This window comes from Streptococcus henryi DSM 19005 (assembly GCF_000376985.1).
Taxonomy (GTDB): Bacteria; Bacillota; Bacilli; order Lactobacillales; family Streptococcaceae; genus Streptococcus; species Streptococcus henryi.
On the sequence record NZ_AQYA01000016.1, the window covers coordinates 1 to 19599 of the forward strand.

The following is a 19599-nucleotide window of genomic DNA, read 5'->3' on the forward strand; positions in this document are numbered from 1 at the left end:
CGTCAGTATCATAAGATGGCATATGATGAAATCAGTGAAGTGGGCCATTTAGTAAGCAGTCAGGAGATGGTTTTGGATGACTATGTGGCTTATTACGATGTTTTGGATCGCGTTAGGGAAGGTTTAGGAGATAAGGAGAAGAGGAGCTTAGATCGCTTATTGGCTGGAGAACGTTTTGAAGGTAGGAAGGCTCTCTTAAGAAAGATGGCGCCATGGTTTATTGATTTTAGGGAGGGATAGTTTTTGTATTACCTTTTCCATTGTGTTTATGAATTATAAGTCTAAGATTTTAGATGTTTTCAAAAATATGTAACTGGATAAAACTTAAATCTTTCTTTTAAAAAATGGGTACTCTAAAAAGGCATAGAATGAACGTTTTTTTGATAACGTCATTCTATGCCTTTTACTTTATTCTAAAGTTTTTTATTCTGCTTTTTTTGTCAATCTGATGATTCAGTGAAAAATTCTTTGTAGAGGGCTCGAACAGCTTTCTTTTCTTGTTCGGTTTCAATAACGAACATAACAGATACTTCACTTGATCCTTGAGAAATCATTACAAGGTTGATATCTCGTTCTGATAAGGCTTTTGTAGCTGCTGCTGTAACCCCGATATGACTCTTCATATTTTCACCAACAAGCATAATGATTGATAGGCCACGCTGGATGGATACTTCATCAACTTCTAATTTGCGTGTAAGTTGGGAGATGATTTCTTGTTCTTTGATTGGTGTTAACTCGCGTTCACGGATAACAATTGACATATCATCAATACCTGTCGGCATGTGTTCCCAACGAATATGAAGATCTTCGAGAATTTGTAGGACCTTTCGACCGAAACCGACTTCTCTATTCATAAGGTATTTTGAAATGTTAATACTTACAAATTTATCATCTCCGGCGATACCCACAACTGGTAATTGTGGACCTTCATGTGATAAAACGATTTTTGTTCCTGGGTGTTCAGGGTTGTTAGTGTTTTTGATGACTAAAGGAATTCTTCCACGGTAAGCTGGGATTAGTGCTTCATCGTGAAGTACTGAGAAACCAGCATATGCCAATTCACGCATTTCTTTATAAGTTAGCTCTGAAATTGAGTGTGGTTTATGGACTACTCCAGGATGTGCTGCGAAAATACCATCGACATCTGTAAAGTTTTCATATAAATCAGCCTTAACCCCAGCAGCAACAATGGATCCAGTGATATCTGAACCGCCGCGTGAGAAAGTACAAATTTGATTGTCAACAGTAACACCAAAGAAACCTGGAATAACAAGTACTTCTTCGTATTCTCGTAAGGCTTCTAATTTATCGTAGCTTGATGGGATGATACGAGCATTTCCAGGCTCACTTGTTACAAACATTCCTGCTTTTTTAGGATGGATGTAGCGTGCCGGAACACCACTTTTAGTGAAGTATTCAGCAATTAGTTTGGCATTGTTGTCCTCACCAGCTGCTAAGAATGTGTCATACAAAAAATCGTTATCTTCAATTGGTTCTGTCGCCAATTTTTTGATTGAATCAGAAATTTTCGAAAGGATTTTTGAACCAAGATTTAGCTCATCAATAATTGATTGATAACGGCGTATAATCCAATCTTGGATTTCTGAAACATCTTGATCTGAAGTATAAGCTTTGTAATATTTTATCAGGGCATCAGTAACTTTTATATCATCATTATCACGTTTTCCTGGTGCAGAAACTACAACGAAGCGACGTGTAGGATCTGATTTGACGATATCTTTAACTTTTATTAATTGCTGCGCGGAAGCGAGTGAACTACCGCCAAATTTAATGACTTTCATATAGACTCCCTAGGATAGATTTTACATAAAATTATAGCAAAATTCAGACAATTTGTCAGTATTTTTTCCATTTTTATCATTGAATTTCCATAATTGCCATAATTTATAGCTGAAATTTAGTTCTGAATCCCTAGGAATAGCTTTATAATGGTGAAAATAGGGCTAAAAATGATTTGATTTTCAAATTATTTAATTTTTTTCTTGCATTATGACAGTAAACTATGTTAATATAGTCTAGAAATTATTTGACTATCAAATTATTATATTTTCAAATTAATTTCAAGGAGGCTTATGATGTTTAAAGGGATCCTTTTTAGCAAAGAAAATGATGTCGCAACTTTGACTTTTAATAGACCTGAAGTTTCTAATGGATTTAATATCCCAATGTGTGAAGAAATTCTCGAGGCTATTTCAAATGTTGCAGAAGATGTTAGTGTTAAGATGCTTATCATTAAAGCAAATGGACCGGTATTTTCAGTAGGTGGTGATTTAGCTGAAATGCAAAGAGCTGTTGAGGCAGATGACGTTCAATCACTTGTTAAAATAGCAGAGCTTGTTAATAAGATTTCTTTTGCTATAAAGAAATTACCTAAACCTGTCATTATGAGTGTTGATGGTGCCGTAGCAGGTGCCGCAGCTAATATGGCAGTGGCAGCAGATTTTGTTATTGCTAGCACTAAGGCAAAATTCATTCAAGCTTTTGTTGGTGTTGGATTAGCCCCAGATGCAGGTGGAATGTTATTACTAACGCGTGCAATTGGTGCTACTAGAGCAACTCAATTAGCTATGACAGGAGAAAGTCTTTCTGCAGATAAAGCTTTATCTTACGGGATTGTTTATCGGGTTTGTGAACCTGACAAGTTGGAAAAAACGACTTTACAATTGGTGAAACGTTTAGCTCGAGGATCAATTAACACATATCGAGCTATAAAAGAAATGGTCTGGGCTTCTTCTTTTGAAGATTGGGATGACTATACCGATGTTGAACTTAAACTGCAAGAAGAGCTTGCCTTTAAAGAAGATTTTAAAGAAGGCGTTCGTGCCTATGGGGAACGTCGTCGACCTAATTTTACAGGGAAATAATCATTTTTAAAGTCATAAGCGTCATATTTGATTCTAGTCATAATTGATGGAATTCACTTAAAATTCTTGCAAAAAGATTTGATGTTTGATACAATTTGATTATCAAAGTTTATTTGTAGGAGGTGAAACCATGGATTACAACAAAATCAATGAGTATCTTGTTGATATTTTCAATCGTGTAGTTGTTATTGAAGAAATGAGTTTGAAATCGAGCCAGTTCAATGATGTCTCAATTAAGGAGATGCATACGATTGAAATTATTGGCCGTGGGACAAATGTGACACCGTCAGATATTGCTCGCGAATTAATGTTAACCCTTGGTACAGTAACTACAAGTCTTAATAAACTTGAGGCAAAAGGGTACATTGAACGAACGAGATCAAAACATGATAGACGAGTTGTTCATCTGACCTTAACTAAAAAAGGAAGATTACTTAATCGTCTGCACAGTAAATTTCACAAATCTATGGTCAATCATATTGTTGAAGGCATGCCAGAAGAGGACGTTGAGGTACTTAAGCGCGGTTTAAGCAATCTTCATAAGTTTCTCGAGGAGTTGGTCTGATGGTATTTTCTAAAATAAGTCAAGTTGCTCATTATGCACCAAATCAGGTAGTATCTAATGATGACTTGGCTAAGATAATGGACACTAGTGATGATTGGATTGTATCCCGTACAGGGATAAAGCAGCGTCACATTAGTAAGACAGAGTCAACAAGTGACCTAGCAGGTCATGTTGCCTTAAAGCTTTTGGAAAAAGCTAAACTTGATGCTAGTGAGATTGATTTCATCATTGTTGCTACGGTTACACCTGATTCAATGATGCCATCAACAGCAGCACTTGTTCAAGCAAAGATTGGTGCACATAATGCTTTTGTTTTTGATTTAACAGCAGCATGCAGCGGATTTATTTTTGCTTTAGCAACAGCTGATAAACTAATTGCATCTGGCTTATATCGAAAAGGTCTAATTATTGGTGCTGAAACATTCTCTAAGACGGTTGATTGGTCTGACCGTTCGACTGCGGTTCTTTTTGGAGATGGTGCAGGTGGTGTTCTTTTAGAAGCAAGTGATAAAAAGCATTTTCTTGCTGAGTCGCTTAATTCAGATGGTAGTCGTGGTGAAGGCTTGACTTCTGGTAAGATTGGCTTGTCATCACCATTCTCAGAAATGACTGAAAGCGATCCTTTTGTTAAGATGGATGGCAGAGCTATTTTTGATTTCGCTATTAGAGATGTTTCTAAGAGTATCAAAAAATTGATTGCTGATTTAGGAATAGATGCTGAAGAGTTAGATTATCTATTTTTACATCAGGCAAATATCCGCATCTTGGATAAGATGGCGAAGAAAATTGGGGTTTCACGTGAGAAATTCCCTGCGAATATGATGCACTATGGTAACACAAGTGCCGCAAGTATCCCTATTCTTTTATCAGAATCTCTTGATAATGGAATGATAAAATTGGACGGATCTCAGACAATTCTTCTATCAGGTTTCGGTGGAGGTTTGACTTGGGGCAGTCTTATTGTTAAAATCTAGTTATACACTGTGCGATAGCACTTTTATAAAATAATATTTATATCTAAAGGAGAAATGAATCATGGCAGTATTTGAAAAAGTACAAGAAATTATTGTTGAAGAACTTGGTAAAGAGGCAGAAGAAGTACAATTGGAAACAACTTTTGATGATCTTGATGCAGACTCACTTGATGTTTTCCAAGTAATTTCAGAAATTGAAGATGCTTTCGATATTCAAATTGAAACTGAAGATGGCCTTAACACTGTAGGTGACTTGGTTACTTACGTTGAAGAAAAAACAAAATAATTAGGCTCTAAAAGATTAGGAGTGGGGATGGATTGTTATGAACAATTTTGAACCACTCTATCTTCTTAATATAATAGTTTGATTGTCAAATTATTATCGGAACTTGGGCTTAGAAAGTTTTATCAAAATGAAAACACGTATTACAGAATTATTGAACATTAAATATCCGATTTTCCAAGGTGGTATGGCTTGGGTTGCTGATGGTGACCTTGCTGGTGCTGTTTCGAATGCAGGTGGTCTTGGGATTATTGGTGGTGGAAATGCACCTAAAGAGGTAGTTAAAGCAAATATTGATAAGGTTAAATCAATTACTGATAAACCTTTTGGTGTTAATATCATGCTATTATCTCCATTTGCAGATGATATTGTTGACCTTGTTATTGAAGAAGGTGTTAAGGTTGTTACCACAGGTGCAGGAAATCCAGGAAAATACATGGAGCGTTTCCATGAAGCAGGTATTACAGTTATCCCTGTAGTTCCAAGTGTAGCTTTGGCTAAACGTATGGAAAAATTGGGTGCGGATGCTGTTATTGCTGAAGGTATGGAAGCTGGTGGTCATATTGGTAAATTGACAACTATGACGCTTGTCCGCCAAGTTGTTGAAGCTGTTTCAATTCCAGTTATTGGAGCTGGTGGTGTTGCTGATGGTCATGGTGCTGCTGCAGTCTTCATGCTAGGTGCAGAAGCTATCCAAGTAGGAACACGCTTTGTGGTTGCTAAGGAATCAAATGCCCATCAAAATTTCAAAGATAAGATTTTGAAGGCTAAGGATATTGATACAGTTGTTTCTGCATCAGTAGTAGGACATCCAGTTCGTGCTTTGAAAAACAAGTTATCATCTGCCTATGCTAACGCTGAAAAAGAATTTTTGGCTGGCAAAAAATCAGCAGATGAAATTGAGGAACTTGGTGCAGGAGCTCTTCGCAATGCTGTTGTGGATGGGGATGTTCAAAATGGCTCAGTCATGGCAGGTCAAATTGCAGGCCTTGTTCGTCAGGAAGAGACCTGTGAAGAAATTTTGAAAGATTTGTATTATGGTGCTGCTAAAGTGATTCGTGAAGAAGCAGCACGTTGGGCAGATGTTGACATTTAACAAGTAACATCAATGTAGATGTAATTATCATCAGTTGGAGGATTATATTTAGATGACAAAAACAGCATTTCTCTTTGCTGGCCAAGGAGCTCAGAAACTTGGTATGGCGAGTGATTTATATGAGGCTTACCCTATTGTAAGGGAAACTTTTGATACTGCGAGTTCTATTCTAGGATATGATATTCGTGACTTGATTGATAATGATGAGGAAAAACTAAATCAAACACGCTACACGCAGCCGGCAATTTTAACGACTTCAGTAGCTATTTATCGTCTTTTGGTGGAAAAAGGTTTCAAAGCAGACATGGTAGCTGGTCTTTCTTTAGGTGAATATTCGGCCTTGGTTGCTGCAGGTGCTCTTTCTTTTGAAGATGCTGTTGCATTGGTAGCTAAGCGTGGTGAATTCATGGAAACAGCAGCTCCTGCAGGAACTGGTAAGATGGTTGCGGTTATGAATACTGAGGCTAGCCTTATTGAAGAAGCTTGCCAAAAAGCATCTGCTAAAGGCGTTGTGACACCAGCTAATTACAATACTCCAGGTCAAATTGTTATTGGTGGTGAGGTTGCTGCTGTCAATGAGGCTGTGGAACTTTTAAAAGAGGCAGGCTGTAAGCGTCTGATTCCTTTAAAAGTATCAGGTCCTTTCCACACAGCTCTTCTCAAACCAGCCAGTGAAAAATTGGCTGCTGAACTTGAAAAGGTTAACTTCCACGAATTTGCTCTCCCTTTGGTTGGCAATACGGAAGCTAAAGTGATGGAAAAATCAGCTATTCGAGGGCTTTTAGCTAGACAGGTTATGGAACCAGTTCGTTTCTATGATTCGATTGAAACTATGAAAGAGTTGGGGATGACTCAAGTTATTGAAATAGGTCCAGGTAAGGTTCTTAGTGGCTTTATGAAGAAGATTGACAAAACGATTCCTACCTTTACAGTGGAAGATACGGATAGCTTGACTCAATTGTTGGAGAATTAGGAGGATAATCTTGGAAATTACAGGAAAAAATGTTTTTGTTACGGGATCAACTAGGGGGATTGGCTTGGCTATTGCACATCAATTTGCCAGTCTTGGTGCCAATGTCGTTCTCAATGGACGCTCTGCTATTTCTCAAGAGCTCCTAGATGAATTTGCCAACTATGATGTTAAAGTAATTGCCATTTCAGGAGACGTATCTGATAATGCTGATGCAAAGCGTATGGTTGATGAAGCTATTGCTAAGCTTGGCAGTGTCGATATTCTGATTAATAACGCTGGAATCACAAATGATAAACTCATGCTAAAGATGACTGAAGAAGATTTTGAGCGTGTCTTAAAAATCAATCTGACTGGCGCATTTAATATGACACAATCAGTCTTAAAACCGATGACAAAAGCAAGACAAGGTGCTATCATTAATCTATCTAGTGTTGTCGGTTTGACGGGAAATATTGGTCAGGCTAATTATGCGGCCTCTAAGGCTGGTCTAATTGGATTAACTAAGTCAGTTGCACGTGAAGTTGCTGCTCGTGGTATTCGAGTGAATGCTATTGCACCAGGTTTTATCGAATCAGATATGACCGATGCCATTCCAGAAAAAATGCGCGATGCTATGGTTGGTCAAATTCCAATGAAGCGTATTGGTAAAGCAGAAGAAGTTGCACAGGTTGCAAGCTTCTTGGCTCAACAAGAATACATTACTGGTCAGGTAATTGCCATTGATGGCGGTATGACCATGCAGTAAAGAAGTTGAAGTAGTAAATTTTGGAGATTCCTAAACGTTCTGTCATTTTATTTGATGTCTTGCAGAAATTAGGACTTCTAAGACAAATTATAAAATTAAGGTCTTATCTAAAAGCTCAACTTCATGAAAGCTACTGATAAATTAAAGTCTATCAGAGTATTATTCCCATAAAGGAGAACATTAAATGTCTAATAATCGAGTTGTCGTTACAGGTTATGGTATCACTTCACCAATCGGAAATACACCAGAAGAGTTTTGGAAAAACTTACAAAATGGTAAAATTGGTATTGGACCTATTACAAAATTTGATACCAGTGACTATGCAGTTAAAAACGCAGCTGAAATTCAAGATTTTCCATTTGATAAATATTTTATCAAGAAAGATACTAATCGCTATGATATGTATTCACTTTATGCCCTCTATGCGGCAACAGAAGCTGTAGAACATGCTAAATTGAATGTTGAGGCCATTGATACAGATCGCTTCGGAGTTATTGTAGCTTCAGGTATTGGCGGTATTCAAGAAATCGAAGATCAAGTGATTCGTTTGCATGAAAAAGGACCAAAGCGCGTTAAACCAATGACATTGCCAAAAGCATTACCTAACATGGCTGCTGGTAATGTTGCTATGAAATTTGGCGCTCATGGTGTATGTAAGTCAATCAATACAGCCTGTGCCTCTTCAAATGATGCTATTGGTGATGCTTTCCGTACGATTAAATTCGGTTTGCAAGATGTTATGTTGGTTGGGGGATCTGAAGCTGCAATCACAAAATTTGCTATTGCAGGATTCCAAAGTTTGACTGCCTTGTCAACGACAGAAGACCCTGCTCGTGCTTCAATTCCATTTGATAAAGACCGTAATGGTTTTGTTATGGGTGAAGGTGCAGGAATGTTGATTCTTGAAAGCTTGGAACATGCCCAAAAACGTGGTGCTACAATTCTTGCTGAAGTTGTTGGTTACGGTAACACTTGTGATGCATACCATATGACTTCTCCACATCCAGAAGGTCTTGGAGCCCGCAAAGCTATTAAATTGGCTCTTCAAGAAGCAGGCATTGCGCCTTCAGATGTTAACTATGTTAATGCTCACGGGACTTCTACACCAGCTAATGAAAAAGGTGAAAGTCAAGCCATTGTTGCTGAATTAGGTAAAGATGTTGCGGTATCTTCAACTAAATCATTTACTGGCCACTTACTAGGGGCTGCGGGTGCGGTTGAAGCGATTGCTACCATTGAAGCTATACGTCATAGCTACATTCCAATGACTGCAGGTACTCAAGAAGTATCAGATTATATTGAAGCAAATGTTATTTTTGGTCAAGGTCAAGAAGCAGATATTAAATATGCGATTTCAAATACGTTTGGATTTGGTGGCCACAATGCGGTCTTAACGTTCAAACGTTGGGAGGATAAATAGTGAACATTGCTGATGTTAAAGACTTGATGGCACAGTTTGATGCTTCAAGTCTACGTGAATTTTCATTCAAAACACCAGAGGGTGAATTAAGTTTTTCAAAAAATGAACAGGCAGCGGTGCCTTCAGCACCTGTGCAAGTCCCTGCTATTAGCGCTGCTGCTCAGGCTCCTGTTTCAGAAACTATTCCAGTCAATACTTCAGAAGAAGTATCAAATGCTACTAGTGCGATTGAGGGAGAAGAGGTCGCAAGCCCTCTTGTTGGGGTAGCTTATTTAGCACCTTCTCCAGATAAACCTGCTTTTGTTTCAGTTGGTGATGCAGTTAAAAAAGGACAAACATTGTTGATTATTGAGGCAATGAAGGTCATGAATGAAGTTCCTGCACCACATGATGGTATTGTGACTGAGATTCTAGTTGATAACGAAGAGATTGTAGAATTTGGACAAGGATTGGTACGCATTAAATGATTGATATTAAAGACATTCGCGAAGCTCTTCCACACCGTTATCCCATGCTTTTGGTTGACCGTGTCTTAGAAGTTTCAGATGATGAAATCACTGCTATTAAAAATGTAACCATCAACGAACCTTTCTTCAATGGTCATTTTCCTGAATATCCTGTCATGCCAGGAGTTTTAATTATGGAAGCCTTGGCTCAGACTGCCGGTGTTCTTGAGTTGTCAAAACCTGAGAATAAAGGGAAATTAGTTTTTTATGCCGGTATGGACAAGGTTAAGTTTAAGAAGCAAGTTGTACCCGGTGATCAATTGGTTATGACGGCTAAATTTGTTAAGCGTCGCGGAAGCATAGCAGTTGTGGAAGCTAAGGCAGAGGTTGATGGGAAATTAGCGGCTTCTGGAACGCTTACTTTTGCTATTGGAAACTAGTTGAAAACTCGAATAGAGGGAGAAATGCATCCAGATGTTTAAAAAATTATTAATTGCCAATCGTGGCGAAATAGCGGTGCGTATTATTCGTGCGGCGCGTGAGTTGGGTATCTCAACAGTTGCCGTCTATTCGGAGGCTGATAAGGAATCCCTCCACGTTGCTCTAGCTGATGAGGCTATCTGTATCGGCCCAGCTCGTTCAGTGGATTCTTACTTGAATATGAATTCAGTCTTATCAGCTGCTATCGTAACAGGAGCGCAAGCTATTCACCCGGGCTTTGGATTTTTAAGTGAAAATTCTAAGTTCGCAACTATGTGTGAAGAGATGCGGATTAAATTTATCGGTCCAAGTGCATCTGTCATGGATAAAATGGGCGATAAAATTAATGCTCGCGCAGAGATGATTAAGGCCAATGTACCGGTTATTCCAGGTTCCGATGGTGAGGTTTACACAGCTGAAGAAGCTTTGGCAATAGCTGATAAATTAGGCTATCCTGTCATGCTTAAAGCTTCTGCAGGAGGTGGAGGAAAAGGTATTCGTAAGGTGGATTCATCTAGAGAATTGACCGCTGCCTTTGAATCAGCTTCACAAGAAGCCCAAGCTGCTTTTGGCAATGGTGCCATGTATATTGAGAAGGTTATTTATCCTGCTCGTCATATTGAAGTGCAAATCTTGGGTGATTCTTTTGGTAATGTTGTGCATTTAGGAGAGCGTGACTGTTCACTTCAACGCAATAATCAAAAGGTTCTTGAAGAAAGTCCATCAATTGCCATTGGAAAAACACTGCGTGAGAAAATTGGTGCAGCAGCTGTTCGTGCAGCTAAGGCCGTTAAATATGAAAATGCCGGCACTATTGAATTTCTTTTAGATGAGAAGACCAGCAAGTTCTATTTCATGGAAATGAATACACGTGTCCAGGTAGAGCATCCTGTCACGGAATTTGTTACGGGGATTGATATTGTTAAGGAACAAATCCGTATTGCTGCAGGTGAAGCTTTGTCAGTAACTCAAGATGAGATTGAAATCAAGGGTCATGCTATTGAATGCCGAATTAATGCGGAAAATCCTGCTTTCAATTTTGCTCCAAGTCCAGGTAAGATTACAGATCTACATTTGCCAAGTGGTGGTGTAGGTTTGCGTGTTGACTCTGCTGTTTACAACGGATACACGATTCCACCTTACTATGATAGTATGATTGCCAAGATTATTGTACATGGAGAGAACCGTTTTGAAGCACTTATGAAGATGCAGAGAGCTCTCTATGAATTGGAAATTGAAGGTGTTGTTACCAATACAGAATTCCAATTGGACCTAATTGCCGATCCTCATGTCATTGCCGGAGACTATGATACCTCATTTTTGATGGAAACGTTCTTACCAAATTATAATAAAGAAGATTAGGAGGAAGAACAATGGCTTTATTTGGAAAAAAAGATAAGTATGTTCGTATAAATCCTAATCGTTCTTTAAAACGAGAGGTTGAACGAGATGTTCCTGAAGTTCCAGACGAATTATTTGCTAAATGTCCTGCATGTAAGCATATGATTTATCAAAAGGACTTAGGTGTTGCTAAAATATGCCCATCTTGTTCTTATAATTTTCGTATTTCTGCACAAGAGCGTCTTGCTTTAACGGTTGATGAAGCTAGTTTTGAAGAACTATTTACTGGTATTGAAACAAAAGATCCTTTAAATTTTCCTAAGTACAGTGAAAAATTATCTCAGGCGCGTGCTGCAACGGGCTTGGACGAGGCTGTCCTTACAGGAAAAGCAAATATTAGAGGTCAAAAAGTTGCTCTAGCCATTATGGATTCTAACTTTATTATGGCCTCTATGGGGACGGTTGTTGGAGAAAAGCTGACGCGTCTCTTTGAACTTGCTATTGACGAAAAACTTCCGGTGGTTATCTTTACAGCCTCAGGCGGTGCTCGTATGCAAGAAGGGATTATGAGTTTGATGCAGATGGCAAAAGTCTCTGCTGCTGTTAAACGCCACTCTAATGCAGGTCTTTTCTACCTAACCATTTTGACGGACCCGACAACAGGCGGGGTAACAGCTAGCTTTGCCATGGAAGGTGATATTATTTTAGCTGAGCCACAGGCTTTAGTCGGTTTTGCAGGTCGTCGTGTTATCGAAACAACGGTTCGTGAGAATCTACCTGATGATTTTCAGAAGGCTGAATTTTTGCTTGAACATGGTTTTGTTGATGCTATCGTTAAGAGAACAGACATGCCCGATGTAATCGCCAATTTAGTTGCCTTTCACGGAGGTGCCAAATGACTAGTAATGTTTCGAGAATTTTAAAAGAAGCTAGAGAACAAAGTCGTTTGACTGCTTTGGACTATGCTCAAGTGATTTTTGATGATTTTATGGAGCTACACGGGGACCGTCAATTTGCTGATGATGGTGCTATTGTAGGTGGTCTGGCGCGTTTAGCTGGACGCCCTGTGACAGTAATAGGAATTCAAAAAGGTAAAAATCTTCAAGATAATCTGCACCGCAATTTTGGCCAACCCAATCCAGAAGGTTACCGTAAGGCTCTTCGTTTGATGAAACAGGCAGAAAAATTTGGACGTCCAGTCATTACCTTTATCAATACAGCTGGTGCTTATCCAGGTGTTGGTGCTGAGGAACGTGGACAGGGTGAGGCCATTGCTCGTAACCTTATGGAAATGAGTGACCTCAAAGTTCCAATTATTGCTGTTATTATCGGTGAAGGTGGTTCAGGTGGAGCTTTGGCTTTAGCTGTAGCTGATAGGGTTTGGATGCTGGAACATACCATGTATGCTGTTCTTAGTCCAGAAGGTTTTGCTTCTATTCTTTGGAAGGATGGCTCGCGCGCAACAGAAGCAGCGGAATTGATGAAGATTACAGCTGGTGAACTCTACAAAATGGACGTAGTTGACAAGGTTATTCCTGAACATGGCTATTTTTCAAGCGAAACAGTAGCTATGTTGAAAGAAGAATTGATAGCTGAAATCGAAGTTCTCAACCAACTGCCTTTGGAAGAATTGTTAGAAGCACGATACCAACGCTTTAGAAAATATTAATGATAAAAAAACGGGATTGAGCCAAGCTCAATCCTGTTTTTCGTAAAGTTTTAGTTTGGTTTGATAACTTCAACACCACCCATGTATGGACGTAGTGCTTTTGGAATGGTTACAGAACCATCTTCGTTTTGGTAGTTTTCAAGAATGGCAGCAACAGTACGTCCAACAGCAAGCCCTGATCCGTTGAGGGTGTGAAGAAGTTTGACTTTACCATCTGCTTCATCACGGTAGCGGATTTGTGCGCGACGTGCTTGGAAATCTTCTGTATTTGAACATGAAGAGATTTCACGGTAAGTGTTTTGAGCTGGAATCCAAACTTCTAGGTCATAAGTTTTAGCAGCTGAGAAGCCCATGTCTCCAGTACACAAGGTAATAACACGGTATGGAAGTTCGAGTTTTTGTAGGATGTTTTCTGCATTAGCAGTCATTTTCTCTAATTCTTCATAAGATTGTTCTGGTTTAGCAAATTTAACCATTTCAACCTTGTGGAATTGGTGAAGACGGATAAGACCACGTGTGTCACGACCAGCAGAACCTGCTTCAGAACGGAATGATGGGCTCATAGCTGTGAAATAGATTGGCAGGTCTTTACCATCAATGATTTCATTACGGTAGTAGTTTGTCAATGGAACTTCTGCTGTAGGAATAAGGACGAAGTCAGAATCAGCTAATTCAAAGGTATCTTCTTTGAATTTTGGATATTGACCAGTACCAAACATTGAATCATGATTAACCATGTAAGGTGTAATCATTTCGGTATAGCCTTCTGCTGCGTGTTCATCAAGCATGAAGTTGTAGATGGCACGTTCCAAACGAGCACCCAAACCTTTATAGAAAAGGAAACGAGAACCTGTTACTTTAGCACCGCGTTCCCAATCAAGGATATCAAGGTCTTCTCCAAGATCCCAGTGTGCTTTCACTTCAAAGTCAAATTGGCGAGGAGTTCCCCAACGGCGAACTTCAACGTTCTCATCTTCGTCAGCACCAACTGGCACAGAATCATGAGGAGTATTTGGGAGTACAGTTACAATGGTATTGAGTTTTTCATCAATTTCAGCTAGTTTAGCATCACTTGCCTTGATATCTGCTGACAGGGTCTGCATAGCAGCGATTTGCTCACTAGCGTCTTCTTTGTTACGTTTTGCTTGAGCAATAGCTGCAGATGCAATGTTACGCTCAGCTTTAGCTTCTTCTGATTTGATGAGTAGTTGACGACGCTCAGCATCAAGTTCTTTCAACTCAGCCAAAGTTTCTTGGCAGACACCGCGATTAGCTAATTTTGCAGCAACAGCATCAAAGTCATTACGAATGCGTTTAATATCTAACATAATATCCTCCAAATGGTTAAGATAGGTGAGTGATTGGAGTCGTTTTAGCTTATAAAAAACACAGCATGTTATTTGCTGGAGCGCTTCTTAGCGCGGTTCCATCCAGCTTCACATCCTGTGCACTTATTTATTATTCGATTAGAAAAATTGAACATTTTTTGTCTAAGCAAACGATCAATCACGGTAGAATTTCATATCTCCTCTTATCTGCTCACAGCTACCGCAGACTTTCTGAAAAGGGCTCAATACTACTTGTCCGTTGCTTCTATTATACAAAAAAAACATAGAATTGTAAAACGACATTCTAAAAAATGACATCTACAGCGACAAATTCTTGTTATAATATCATTATGAGAAAAAATGAAGAAAAATCCTACCATTATGGTTTAGAACTATTGCGTATTGTGTCCATGTTCATGATTGTTCTTACTCATATTCTGGGCAAGGGCGGTCTGAGAGAGGCGGTTTCAGAGAAGCATGACTGGTATTATGCTGTTGTTTGGATTATTCAGATTGCCTCCTATGTAGCAGTTAATTGTTATGCTCTCCTGAGTGGCTATGTTGGAGTATCCTCATCTAGTAAAATCTCTAAAATCGCTCAGTTGTGGTTACAGGTCGTGTTTTATACTGTTTTAGTTACTTGTGGCTTTGCCCTAGCAGGTTATCCTCTGGGGTTATCAGATTGGGTAGGGGCTTTCTTCCCTGTTGTTACCAGCCAGTATTGGTACATCACGGCTTACTTTGGTCTTTTGCTTGTGAAACCTCTACTGAATAAGGGCCTGAATGTTATTTCAGATAAGGAATTAAGACAGGTTGTTCTTCTTTCTTATGTCTTTTTTTGCCTCCAGCCGGCTCTTTTTAATAATAAGGTCTTGGAGTACTCCTTGTCAAAAGGTTTTGGCATGACTTGGTTGGTTCTTCTTTACATTTTTGGAGCATATTTGAAGCGCATAGATATTACAAGGATAAAGACTTTCCACCTTTTCTTGGTTTATCTTTTATCATCTATCCTTACTTTTCTAGGGATGACTCAGGTTGGTCGCATTTGGTATTGGTATCCTTCACCAAGTCTAGTTCTTGGGTCGATAGCATTATTTCTAATTTTTGCCAAACACCCTCTTTCTCATAAGAGTCCTTATCTCTCTTTGATTAAGTTTCTAGCCCCAGCTAGTTTAGGCGTCTATCTTCTTCATCTCCATCCCCTTATTGAAAAACATTTTCTTTTAGATGAATTTATTATCCTACTAAAGGCTCCAGAGTGGCTTTTCCCTATAACGATCATTCTTTTAGCCTTAGTCATTTACCTTATTTCGACTCTGATAGAGTGGTTGCGCTTAGAATTATATGCTAGGCTTAAAGTTAGTGATAAACTTAAGATTTTGGATACTTGGTTTTCTTAAAAATAGCAAAGCAGTCCTTGTTGCACGGCTCTTCTCACCTGAGAGTGTAAAGAGTTACTTATCTGCAACAAAGACTGCTTTTTTTATTTTCCAATAGATTTAATTTTAGCGATAATCATCTGAATAAGGGTTGGAAGTTTGACAACTTTCTCGTCACCAAGATAAGAGCGAGCAATTTTTAAAATTTTACCAGAATCTTTTGAGGCAAAAAGAAATTTACCTTGATCTGTAAAGACTTCAAAATGGCGGCTTACTTTTTGGCGACTAACATTTGCACCGATTGTGTTGACAGCTGTCCAAGGAATTTGAATAAATTGTTCAACATTAACATCAGGGTAGAATTCTAGCGCAGTTTCACCGATAAGAAATTTACCAACTTTACCACCAATACCAAGATAAGAAACGCCAGTCGTTTGGAATTCGACTGATTTATTAAGAGATTGAGCCATTATATTTTCTCACTTTATTGTTTTTTATCAATTATAACAAAAGAGTTTCCAAACGGAAACTCTTTTTCAGTCATTACATGATACCGAAGAAACGAGCAGCGATACCAACGATGAACAATGCGATAATGATTGTAATTGGTGAAACTTTTTTCTTAAGCAACCACATGCAAAGGAAAGTCAAGAGAAGTCCCATCAATCCTGGAATCAATGAGTTCAATTGTCCTTGAAGTGTTTGTGCTTGAATTTGATCCAAACTCATACCACCAAGGGCATCACCGAGGATACCTTTCAATTCTGGTCCAGTTACTTGTCCTTCTGGGAAGACAATGTAAGCTCCTTCTGACAATTGTTTACCAGGAAGGTCGATTGTGAAGTTGATTGATACCCAACGTTCAACAAGAACGGCAAGAATGAACATACCAAGGATTGAAGCTCCTTTAGTAATGTCTTTCAAGATACCACCTGACATGTCTTTTGTGATTTCAGAACCAGCACGGTAACCAAATTCTTGTGTGTACCACAAGAAGGCCATACGGATGATGTTCCAACCAAAGAAGAAGAGAAGTGGACCAACGATGTTACCAGTTGATGCAAGTGAAGCACCAAGGGCACCAAGGATAGGGCGAACTGTAAACCAGAATACTGGGTCACCGATACCAGCAAGAGGTCCCATCATACCGATTTTAACCCCTTGGATAGCAGCATCTTCAATTTCAGTACCATTTGCTTTTTCTTCTTCAAGGGCAAGAGTTACACCGATGATTGGAGCAGCAACGTATGGGTGAGTATTGAAGAATTCCAAGTGACGTTCAAGAGCAGCAGCTTGATCTTCTTTTTTAGTGTAAAGTTTTTTAATTGCAGGAATGAGTGCGTAAGCCCAACCTAAGTTTTGCATACGTTCATAGTTCCATGAACCTTGCAAGAATTGTGAACGCCACCAAACTTTTTGGCGATCCGCTTTTGAAAGTGTAATTTTTTCAGTCATGAGTGGGCTCCTTTCTAGTAGTCTTCTAAGATGTCGCCGATTGGGTCGCCAGAACCTGAAGCAGTTCCTCCACCATTTCCACCTTGTTTAGAAAGATTAAGGTAGATAAATGCAATAGCAACACCAATTGTACCAAGACCGATAAGAGTAAAGTCAGTTACGGCAGCGAATACAAAACCAAGAGCGAAGAATGGCCATACTTCACGAGTAGCCATCATGTTGATAACCATAGCGTAACCTACGGCTACAACCATACCACCACCAACGGCCATACCACCTGACAACCAGTCTGGCATTTTTTCAAGTACGCCTTGAACAGCTGAAGCTGGAATAGCCAAAAGCATTGCAGCTGGGACAGCGATACGAAGACCTTGAAGAACAAGAGCAAAGAGGTGAGCGCGTTCTACAGCAGCGATGTTACCTTCTTTAGCAGCGTTGTCAGCTGTGTGGACAAGGGCAACAGATACTGTACGAACGATCATTGTAAGGAAGAGACCTGCAACAGCAAGTGGGATAGCAGCGGCAGTCGCTACGTTGATACCTACGTTTGAGAAGTCGCCACCTTTAATAAAGATGATAGCAGCAGCAACAGAAGCAAGCGCAGCATCTGGCGCTACGGCTGCACCAATGTTTGCCCAACCAAGAGCGATCATTTGAAGGGCACCACCAAGCATTACGCCGGCAGCCAAGTTACCAGTTACAAGACCGATAAGAGTACATGCAACGATTGGTTGATGGAATTGGAATTGGTCAAGGATACCTTCAAGACCAGCAAAGAAGGCAACGACTACAACCAATACCGCAGAAATAATTGAAATATCTGACATGGTTTTATTCCTTTTCTAGTTAGTTTTATTGAGTACCTCTAAAAAATAGGGTACTACACCATGAACCTAGGAAAACATCTATGTTTCCTTTGTAAACAAATTATTGAACGTTTGCTTTGTTGATAAGGTCAAACAAGTCTTTCTTAGAATCGTTTGGAACTTTACGAACATCAAAGGCAACACCAAGGTCACGAAGTTTTTCAAAGGCTGCAACGTCTTCTTTGTCCATAGACAATACATTGTTAACCATTGTTTTACCAGTTGAGTGAGCCATTGAACCTACGTTCAATTCTTTGATTTCAACTCCGCCTTCAACAGCGCGGAGGGCATCTTGTACAGTTTCGAACAAGATTAGGGCATGAGTGTTACCAAAACGTGGATCTTTCGCAGCATCAATCAATTTCTTGATTGGAACAACGTTAGCATTTACACCGTTTGGCGCAGCTTGTTTAATCAAACCTTTACGCAACTCGTCTTGAGCAACAGCATCTGATGCAACAATAATACGATCTGCTTTTGAAGCAGGTGTCCAAGCTGTTGCAACTTGACCGTGAAGAAGACGTGTATCGATACGAGCAAGGTTGATTTTAAGTTTACCGTCACCGATAACTGTACCTTCTGGAATAGCGCCTTGAGGAGCTGCAGCAGCAACTGGAGCGGCAACTTCTTCCGCAGGGTTGAGTTCTTCAGGAAGTGCTTTAACACCGTCCTTAGACTCTTTGATGATGTTGGCAACGACTTGATCAACCCCAGCGTTAGCATCCATTAGACGCTCTGTGTAGGCTTGAATAAGCATTGGCAAGTTAAGACCTGTGATGATAGCCATTTTACGATCAGGATTTTCACCCATTACGCGACTTGCTTGGTTAAATGGTGAACCAGACCAAAGGTCAGCAAGTACAAGGACTTCATCATCAGCATCAAATTGTGCGATAGCATTGTTGAAGTGTGCATACAAATCGTCTGGACCTTCGTTAGGCATGAAAGTTACAACTTGAACTTTCTCTTGCTCTCCGAAAATCATAGAACCAGATTGATGGATACCTTCAGCAAATTTACCGTGACTGGCAATAATAATACCGATAGCCATTCTTGTTCTTCCTCCTTGTTTATATTTTTCATTAAAACAAAAAAGAATAATCTCCTTCCGATTGCTCGGCCATTCTTTTCCGTTTTAAAGAAATTAAAGAACGTTATTATTGTAAAACGTTTTCAGTAAAAATGCAAGCCCCTTTTTTACAAAAATATGACAAAAAAGAAAAAAATTGCATTTTCTGGCATAAATTGGCGATGGAAAATGATTGAAAATGTGTCAAATTCACAGAAAACATGTCATAATATTTTAAAAAAACAAAATGGTAGATGTTAGCTTCGATTTGTCCTACTCAAGTACTGTCTTCGTCTCATGTCCTTGTTTGATTTTGATTTTATTTAAGTATAATTTAGCCAATATCAACCCAAAAACAAAAAGAGGCTGGGCAAAAACTAGCTTCAGAACACAAAAAAACGGGCATTTCCGCAGTTGGAGATGCTCGTTTTCCTATGTCATGGTTTATAATTATAATAACGACAAAACAATTAGAAAGCCATGACTATGTATAAAGAGTATAACACAAATCAGTTAAGTTTGGAACTAAATCTTGCTTACGATATTCCCATGAACCATGAAGTTAGACTCATCAGTCTTTTCGTGGACAGTATCCCTAATCATGTTTTACTGGAAGAAAAGTCTC

The 19599-nt window shown here is 39.2% G+C and carries 20 protein-coding genes and 1 pseudogene; 15 read left to right on the plus strand and 6 right to left on the minus strand.

The genetic code is table 11. The annotated features are described in order from the left end of the window. A pseudogene (locus F601_RS13215) lies at nucleotides 1-240 on the plus strand (hypothetical protein); the annotation flags it as partial. A gap of 200 nt (nucleotides 241-440) precedes the next feature. On the opposite strand, the gene F601_RS0100720 reads toward F601_RS13215, so the two are convergent. Beyond that, nucleotides 441-1802: an aspartate kinase gene (locus tag F601_RS0100720; protein WP_018163768.1), complete on the minus strand. Its 1362-nt coding sequence runs from the start codon at nucleotides 1800-1802 to the stop codon at nucleotides 441-443. 291 nt (nucleotides 1803-2093) lie between these two features. Here F601_RS0100720 and F601_RS0100725 point away from each other — a divergent pair, with 291 nt between their 5' ends. The 13 genes from F601_RS0100725 (at nucleotide 2094) to F601_RS0100785 (ending at nucleotide 12877) form a co-directional block, all read left to right on the plus strand. Continuing rightward, the gene (locus tag F601_RS0100725) at nucleotides 2094-2885 is read left to right on the plus strand and encodes an enoyl-CoA hydratase (protein WP_026183043.1); all 792 of its coding nucleotides are present in this window, start codon (nucleotides 2094-2096) and stop codon (nucleotides 2883-2885) included. A 130-nt stretch (nucleotides 2886-3015) separates the two neighbouring features. Continuing rightward, complete coding sequence (fabT, locus tag F601_RS0100730) at nucleotides 3016-3450, plus strand: fatty acid biosynthesis transcriptional regulator FabT (protein WP_018163770.1); 435 nt, start codon at nucleotides 3016-3018, stop codon at nucleotides 3448-3450. Continuing rightward, nucleotides 3450-4424, plus strand: a complete 975-nt coding sequence (locus F601_RS0100735; RefSeq protein WP_018163771.1) for a beta-ketoacyl-ACP synthase III — start codon at nucleotides 3450-3452, stop codon at nucleotides 4422-4424. The genes fabT and F601_RS0100735 overlap by 1 nt, the downstream gene beginning before the upstream one ends. A 61-nt stretch (nucleotides 4425-4485) precedes the next feature. Beyond that, the gene (locus F601_RS0100740; RefSeq protein WP_018163772.1) at nucleotides 4486-4710 is read left to right on the plus strand and encodes an acyl carrier protein; all 225 of its coding nucleotides are present in this window, start codon (nucleotides 4486-4488) and stop codon (nucleotides 4708-4710) included. Nucleotides 4711-4837: 127 nt separating this feature from the next. After that, complete coding sequence (fabK, locus tag F601_RS0100745; protein WP_018163773.1) at nucleotides 4838-5803, plus strand: enoyl-[acyl-carrier-protein] reductase FabK; 966 nt, start codon at nucleotides 4838-4840, stop codon at nucleotides 5801-5803. Between the two features lie 52 nt (nucleotides 5804-5855). Then, nucleotides 5856-6776: an ACP S-malonyltransferase gene (fabD, locus tag F601_RS0100750; protein ID WP_018163774.1), complete on the plus strand. Its 921-nt coding sequence runs from the start codon at nucleotides 5856-5858 to the stop codon at nucleotides 6774-6776. 10 nt (nucleotides 6777-6786) lie between these two features. Next, the gene (gene fabG, locus F601_RS0100755; RefSeq protein WP_018163775.1) at nucleotides 6787-7521 is read left to right on the plus strand and encodes a 3-oxoacyl-[acyl-carrier-protein] reductase; all 735 of its coding nucleotides are present in this window, start codon (nucleotides 6787-6789) and stop codon (nucleotides 7519-7521) included. Nucleotides 7522-7705: 184 nt separating this feature from the next. After that, nucleotides 7706-8941 carry a beta-ketoacyl-ACP synthase II gene (gene fabF / locus F601_RS0100760; RefSeq protein ID WP_018163776.1) on the plus strand — a complete coding sequence of 412 codons (1236 nt, stop codon included), beginning with the start codon at nucleotides 7706-7708 and terminating at the stop codon, nucleotides 8939-8941. Then, nucleotides 8941-9408, plus strand: a complete 468-nt coding sequence (gene accB / locus F601_RS0100765) for an acetyl-CoA carboxylase biotin carboxyl carrier protein (RefSeq protein WP_018163777.1) — start codon at nucleotides 8941-8943, stop codon at nucleotides 9406-9408. The genes fabF and accB overlap by 1 nt, the downstream gene beginning before the upstream one ends. Further along, entirely contained in the window at nucleotides 9405-9827 is a 423-nt protein-coding gene (gene fabZ, locus F601_RS0100770; RefSeq protein ID WP_018163778.1) for a 3-hydroxyacyl-ACP dehydratase FabZ, read from the plus strand. The genes accB and fabZ overlap by 4 nt, the downstream gene beginning before the upstream one ends. A gap of 34 nt (nucleotides 9828-9861) precedes the next feature. Then, nucleotides 9862-11229 carry an acetyl-CoA carboxylase biotin carboxylase subunit gene (locus tag F601_RS0100775; RefSeq protein ID WP_018163779.1) on the plus strand — a complete coding sequence of 456 codons (1368 nt, stop codon included), beginning with the start codon at nucleotides 9862-9864 and terminating at the stop codon, nucleotides 11227-11229. A gap of 11 nt (nucleotides 11230-11240) precedes the next feature. Continuing rightward, entirely contained in the window at nucleotides 11241-12107 is an 867-nt protein-coding gene (accD, locus tag F601_RS0100780; RefSeq protein WP_018163780.1) for an acetyl-CoA carboxylase, carboxyltransferase subunit beta, read from the plus strand. Further along, complete coding sequence (locus F601_RS0100785; protein ID WP_018163781.1) at nucleotides 12104-12877, plus strand: acetyl-CoA carboxylase carboxyl transferase subunit alpha; 774 nt, start codon at nucleotides 12104-12106, stop codon at nucleotides 12875-12877. The genes accD and F601_RS0100785 overlap by 4 nt, the downstream gene beginning before the upstream one ends. A 50-nt stretch (nucleotides 12878-12927) precedes the next feature. Here F601_RS0100785 and serS read toward each other — a convergent pair whose 3' ends face one another. Continuing rightward, nucleotides 12928-14205: a serine--tRNA ligase gene (gene serS / locus F601_RS0100790; protein ID WP_018163782.1), complete on the minus strand. Its 1278-nt coding sequence runs from the start codon at nucleotides 14203-14205 to the stop codon at nucleotides 12928-12930. Nucleotides 14206-14555: 350 nt separating this feature from the next. Between serS and F601_RS0100795 the strand changes: the two genes are divergently transcribed. After that, nucleotides 14556-15605 carry an acyltransferase gene (locus F601_RS0100795; protein ID WP_026183044.1) on the plus strand — a complete coding sequence of 350 codons (1050 nt, stop codon included), beginning with the start codon at nucleotides 14556-14558 and terminating at the stop codon, nucleotides 15603-15605. 83 nt (nucleotides 15606-15688) lie between these two features. On the opposite strand, the gene F601_RS0100800 is transcribed toward F601_RS0100795, so the two are convergent. The 4 genes from F601_RS0100800 to F601_RS0100815 form a co-directional block, all read right to left on the minus strand. After that, nucleotides 15689-16054: a DUF956 family protein gene (locus F601_RS0100800; RefSeq protein WP_018163784.1), complete on the minus strand. Its 366-nt coding sequence runs from the start codon at nucleotides 16052-16054 to the stop codon at nucleotides 15689-15691. A 73-nt stretch (nucleotides 16055-16127) separates the two neighbouring features. Further along, nucleotides 16128-17039 carry a PTS system mannose/fructose/sorbose family transporter subunit IID gene (locus F601_RS0100805; protein ID WP_018163785.1) on the minus strand — a complete coding sequence of 304 codons (912 nt, stop codon included), beginning with the start codon at nucleotides 17037-17039 and terminating at the stop codon, nucleotides 16128-16130. A 14-nt stretch (nucleotides 17040-17053) separates the two neighbouring features. Further along, on the minus strand, nucleotides 17054-17866 hold the full coding sequence (locus F601_RS0100810) for a mannose/fructose/sorbose family PTS transporter subunit IIC (protein WP_018163786.1): 813 nt from the start codon (nucleotides 17864-17866) through the stop codon (nucleotides 17054-17056). A 100-nt stretch (nucleotides 17867-17966) separates the two neighbouring features. Continuing rightward, nucleotides 17967-18956 carry a PTS sugar transporter subunit IIB gene (locus tag F601_RS0100815; RefSeq protein ID WP_018163787.1) on the minus strand — a complete coding sequence of 330 codons (990 nt, stop codon included), beginning with the start codon at nucleotides 18954-18956 and terminating at the stop codon, nucleotides 17967-17969. Nucleotides 18957-19599: the final 643 nt, after the last annotated feature.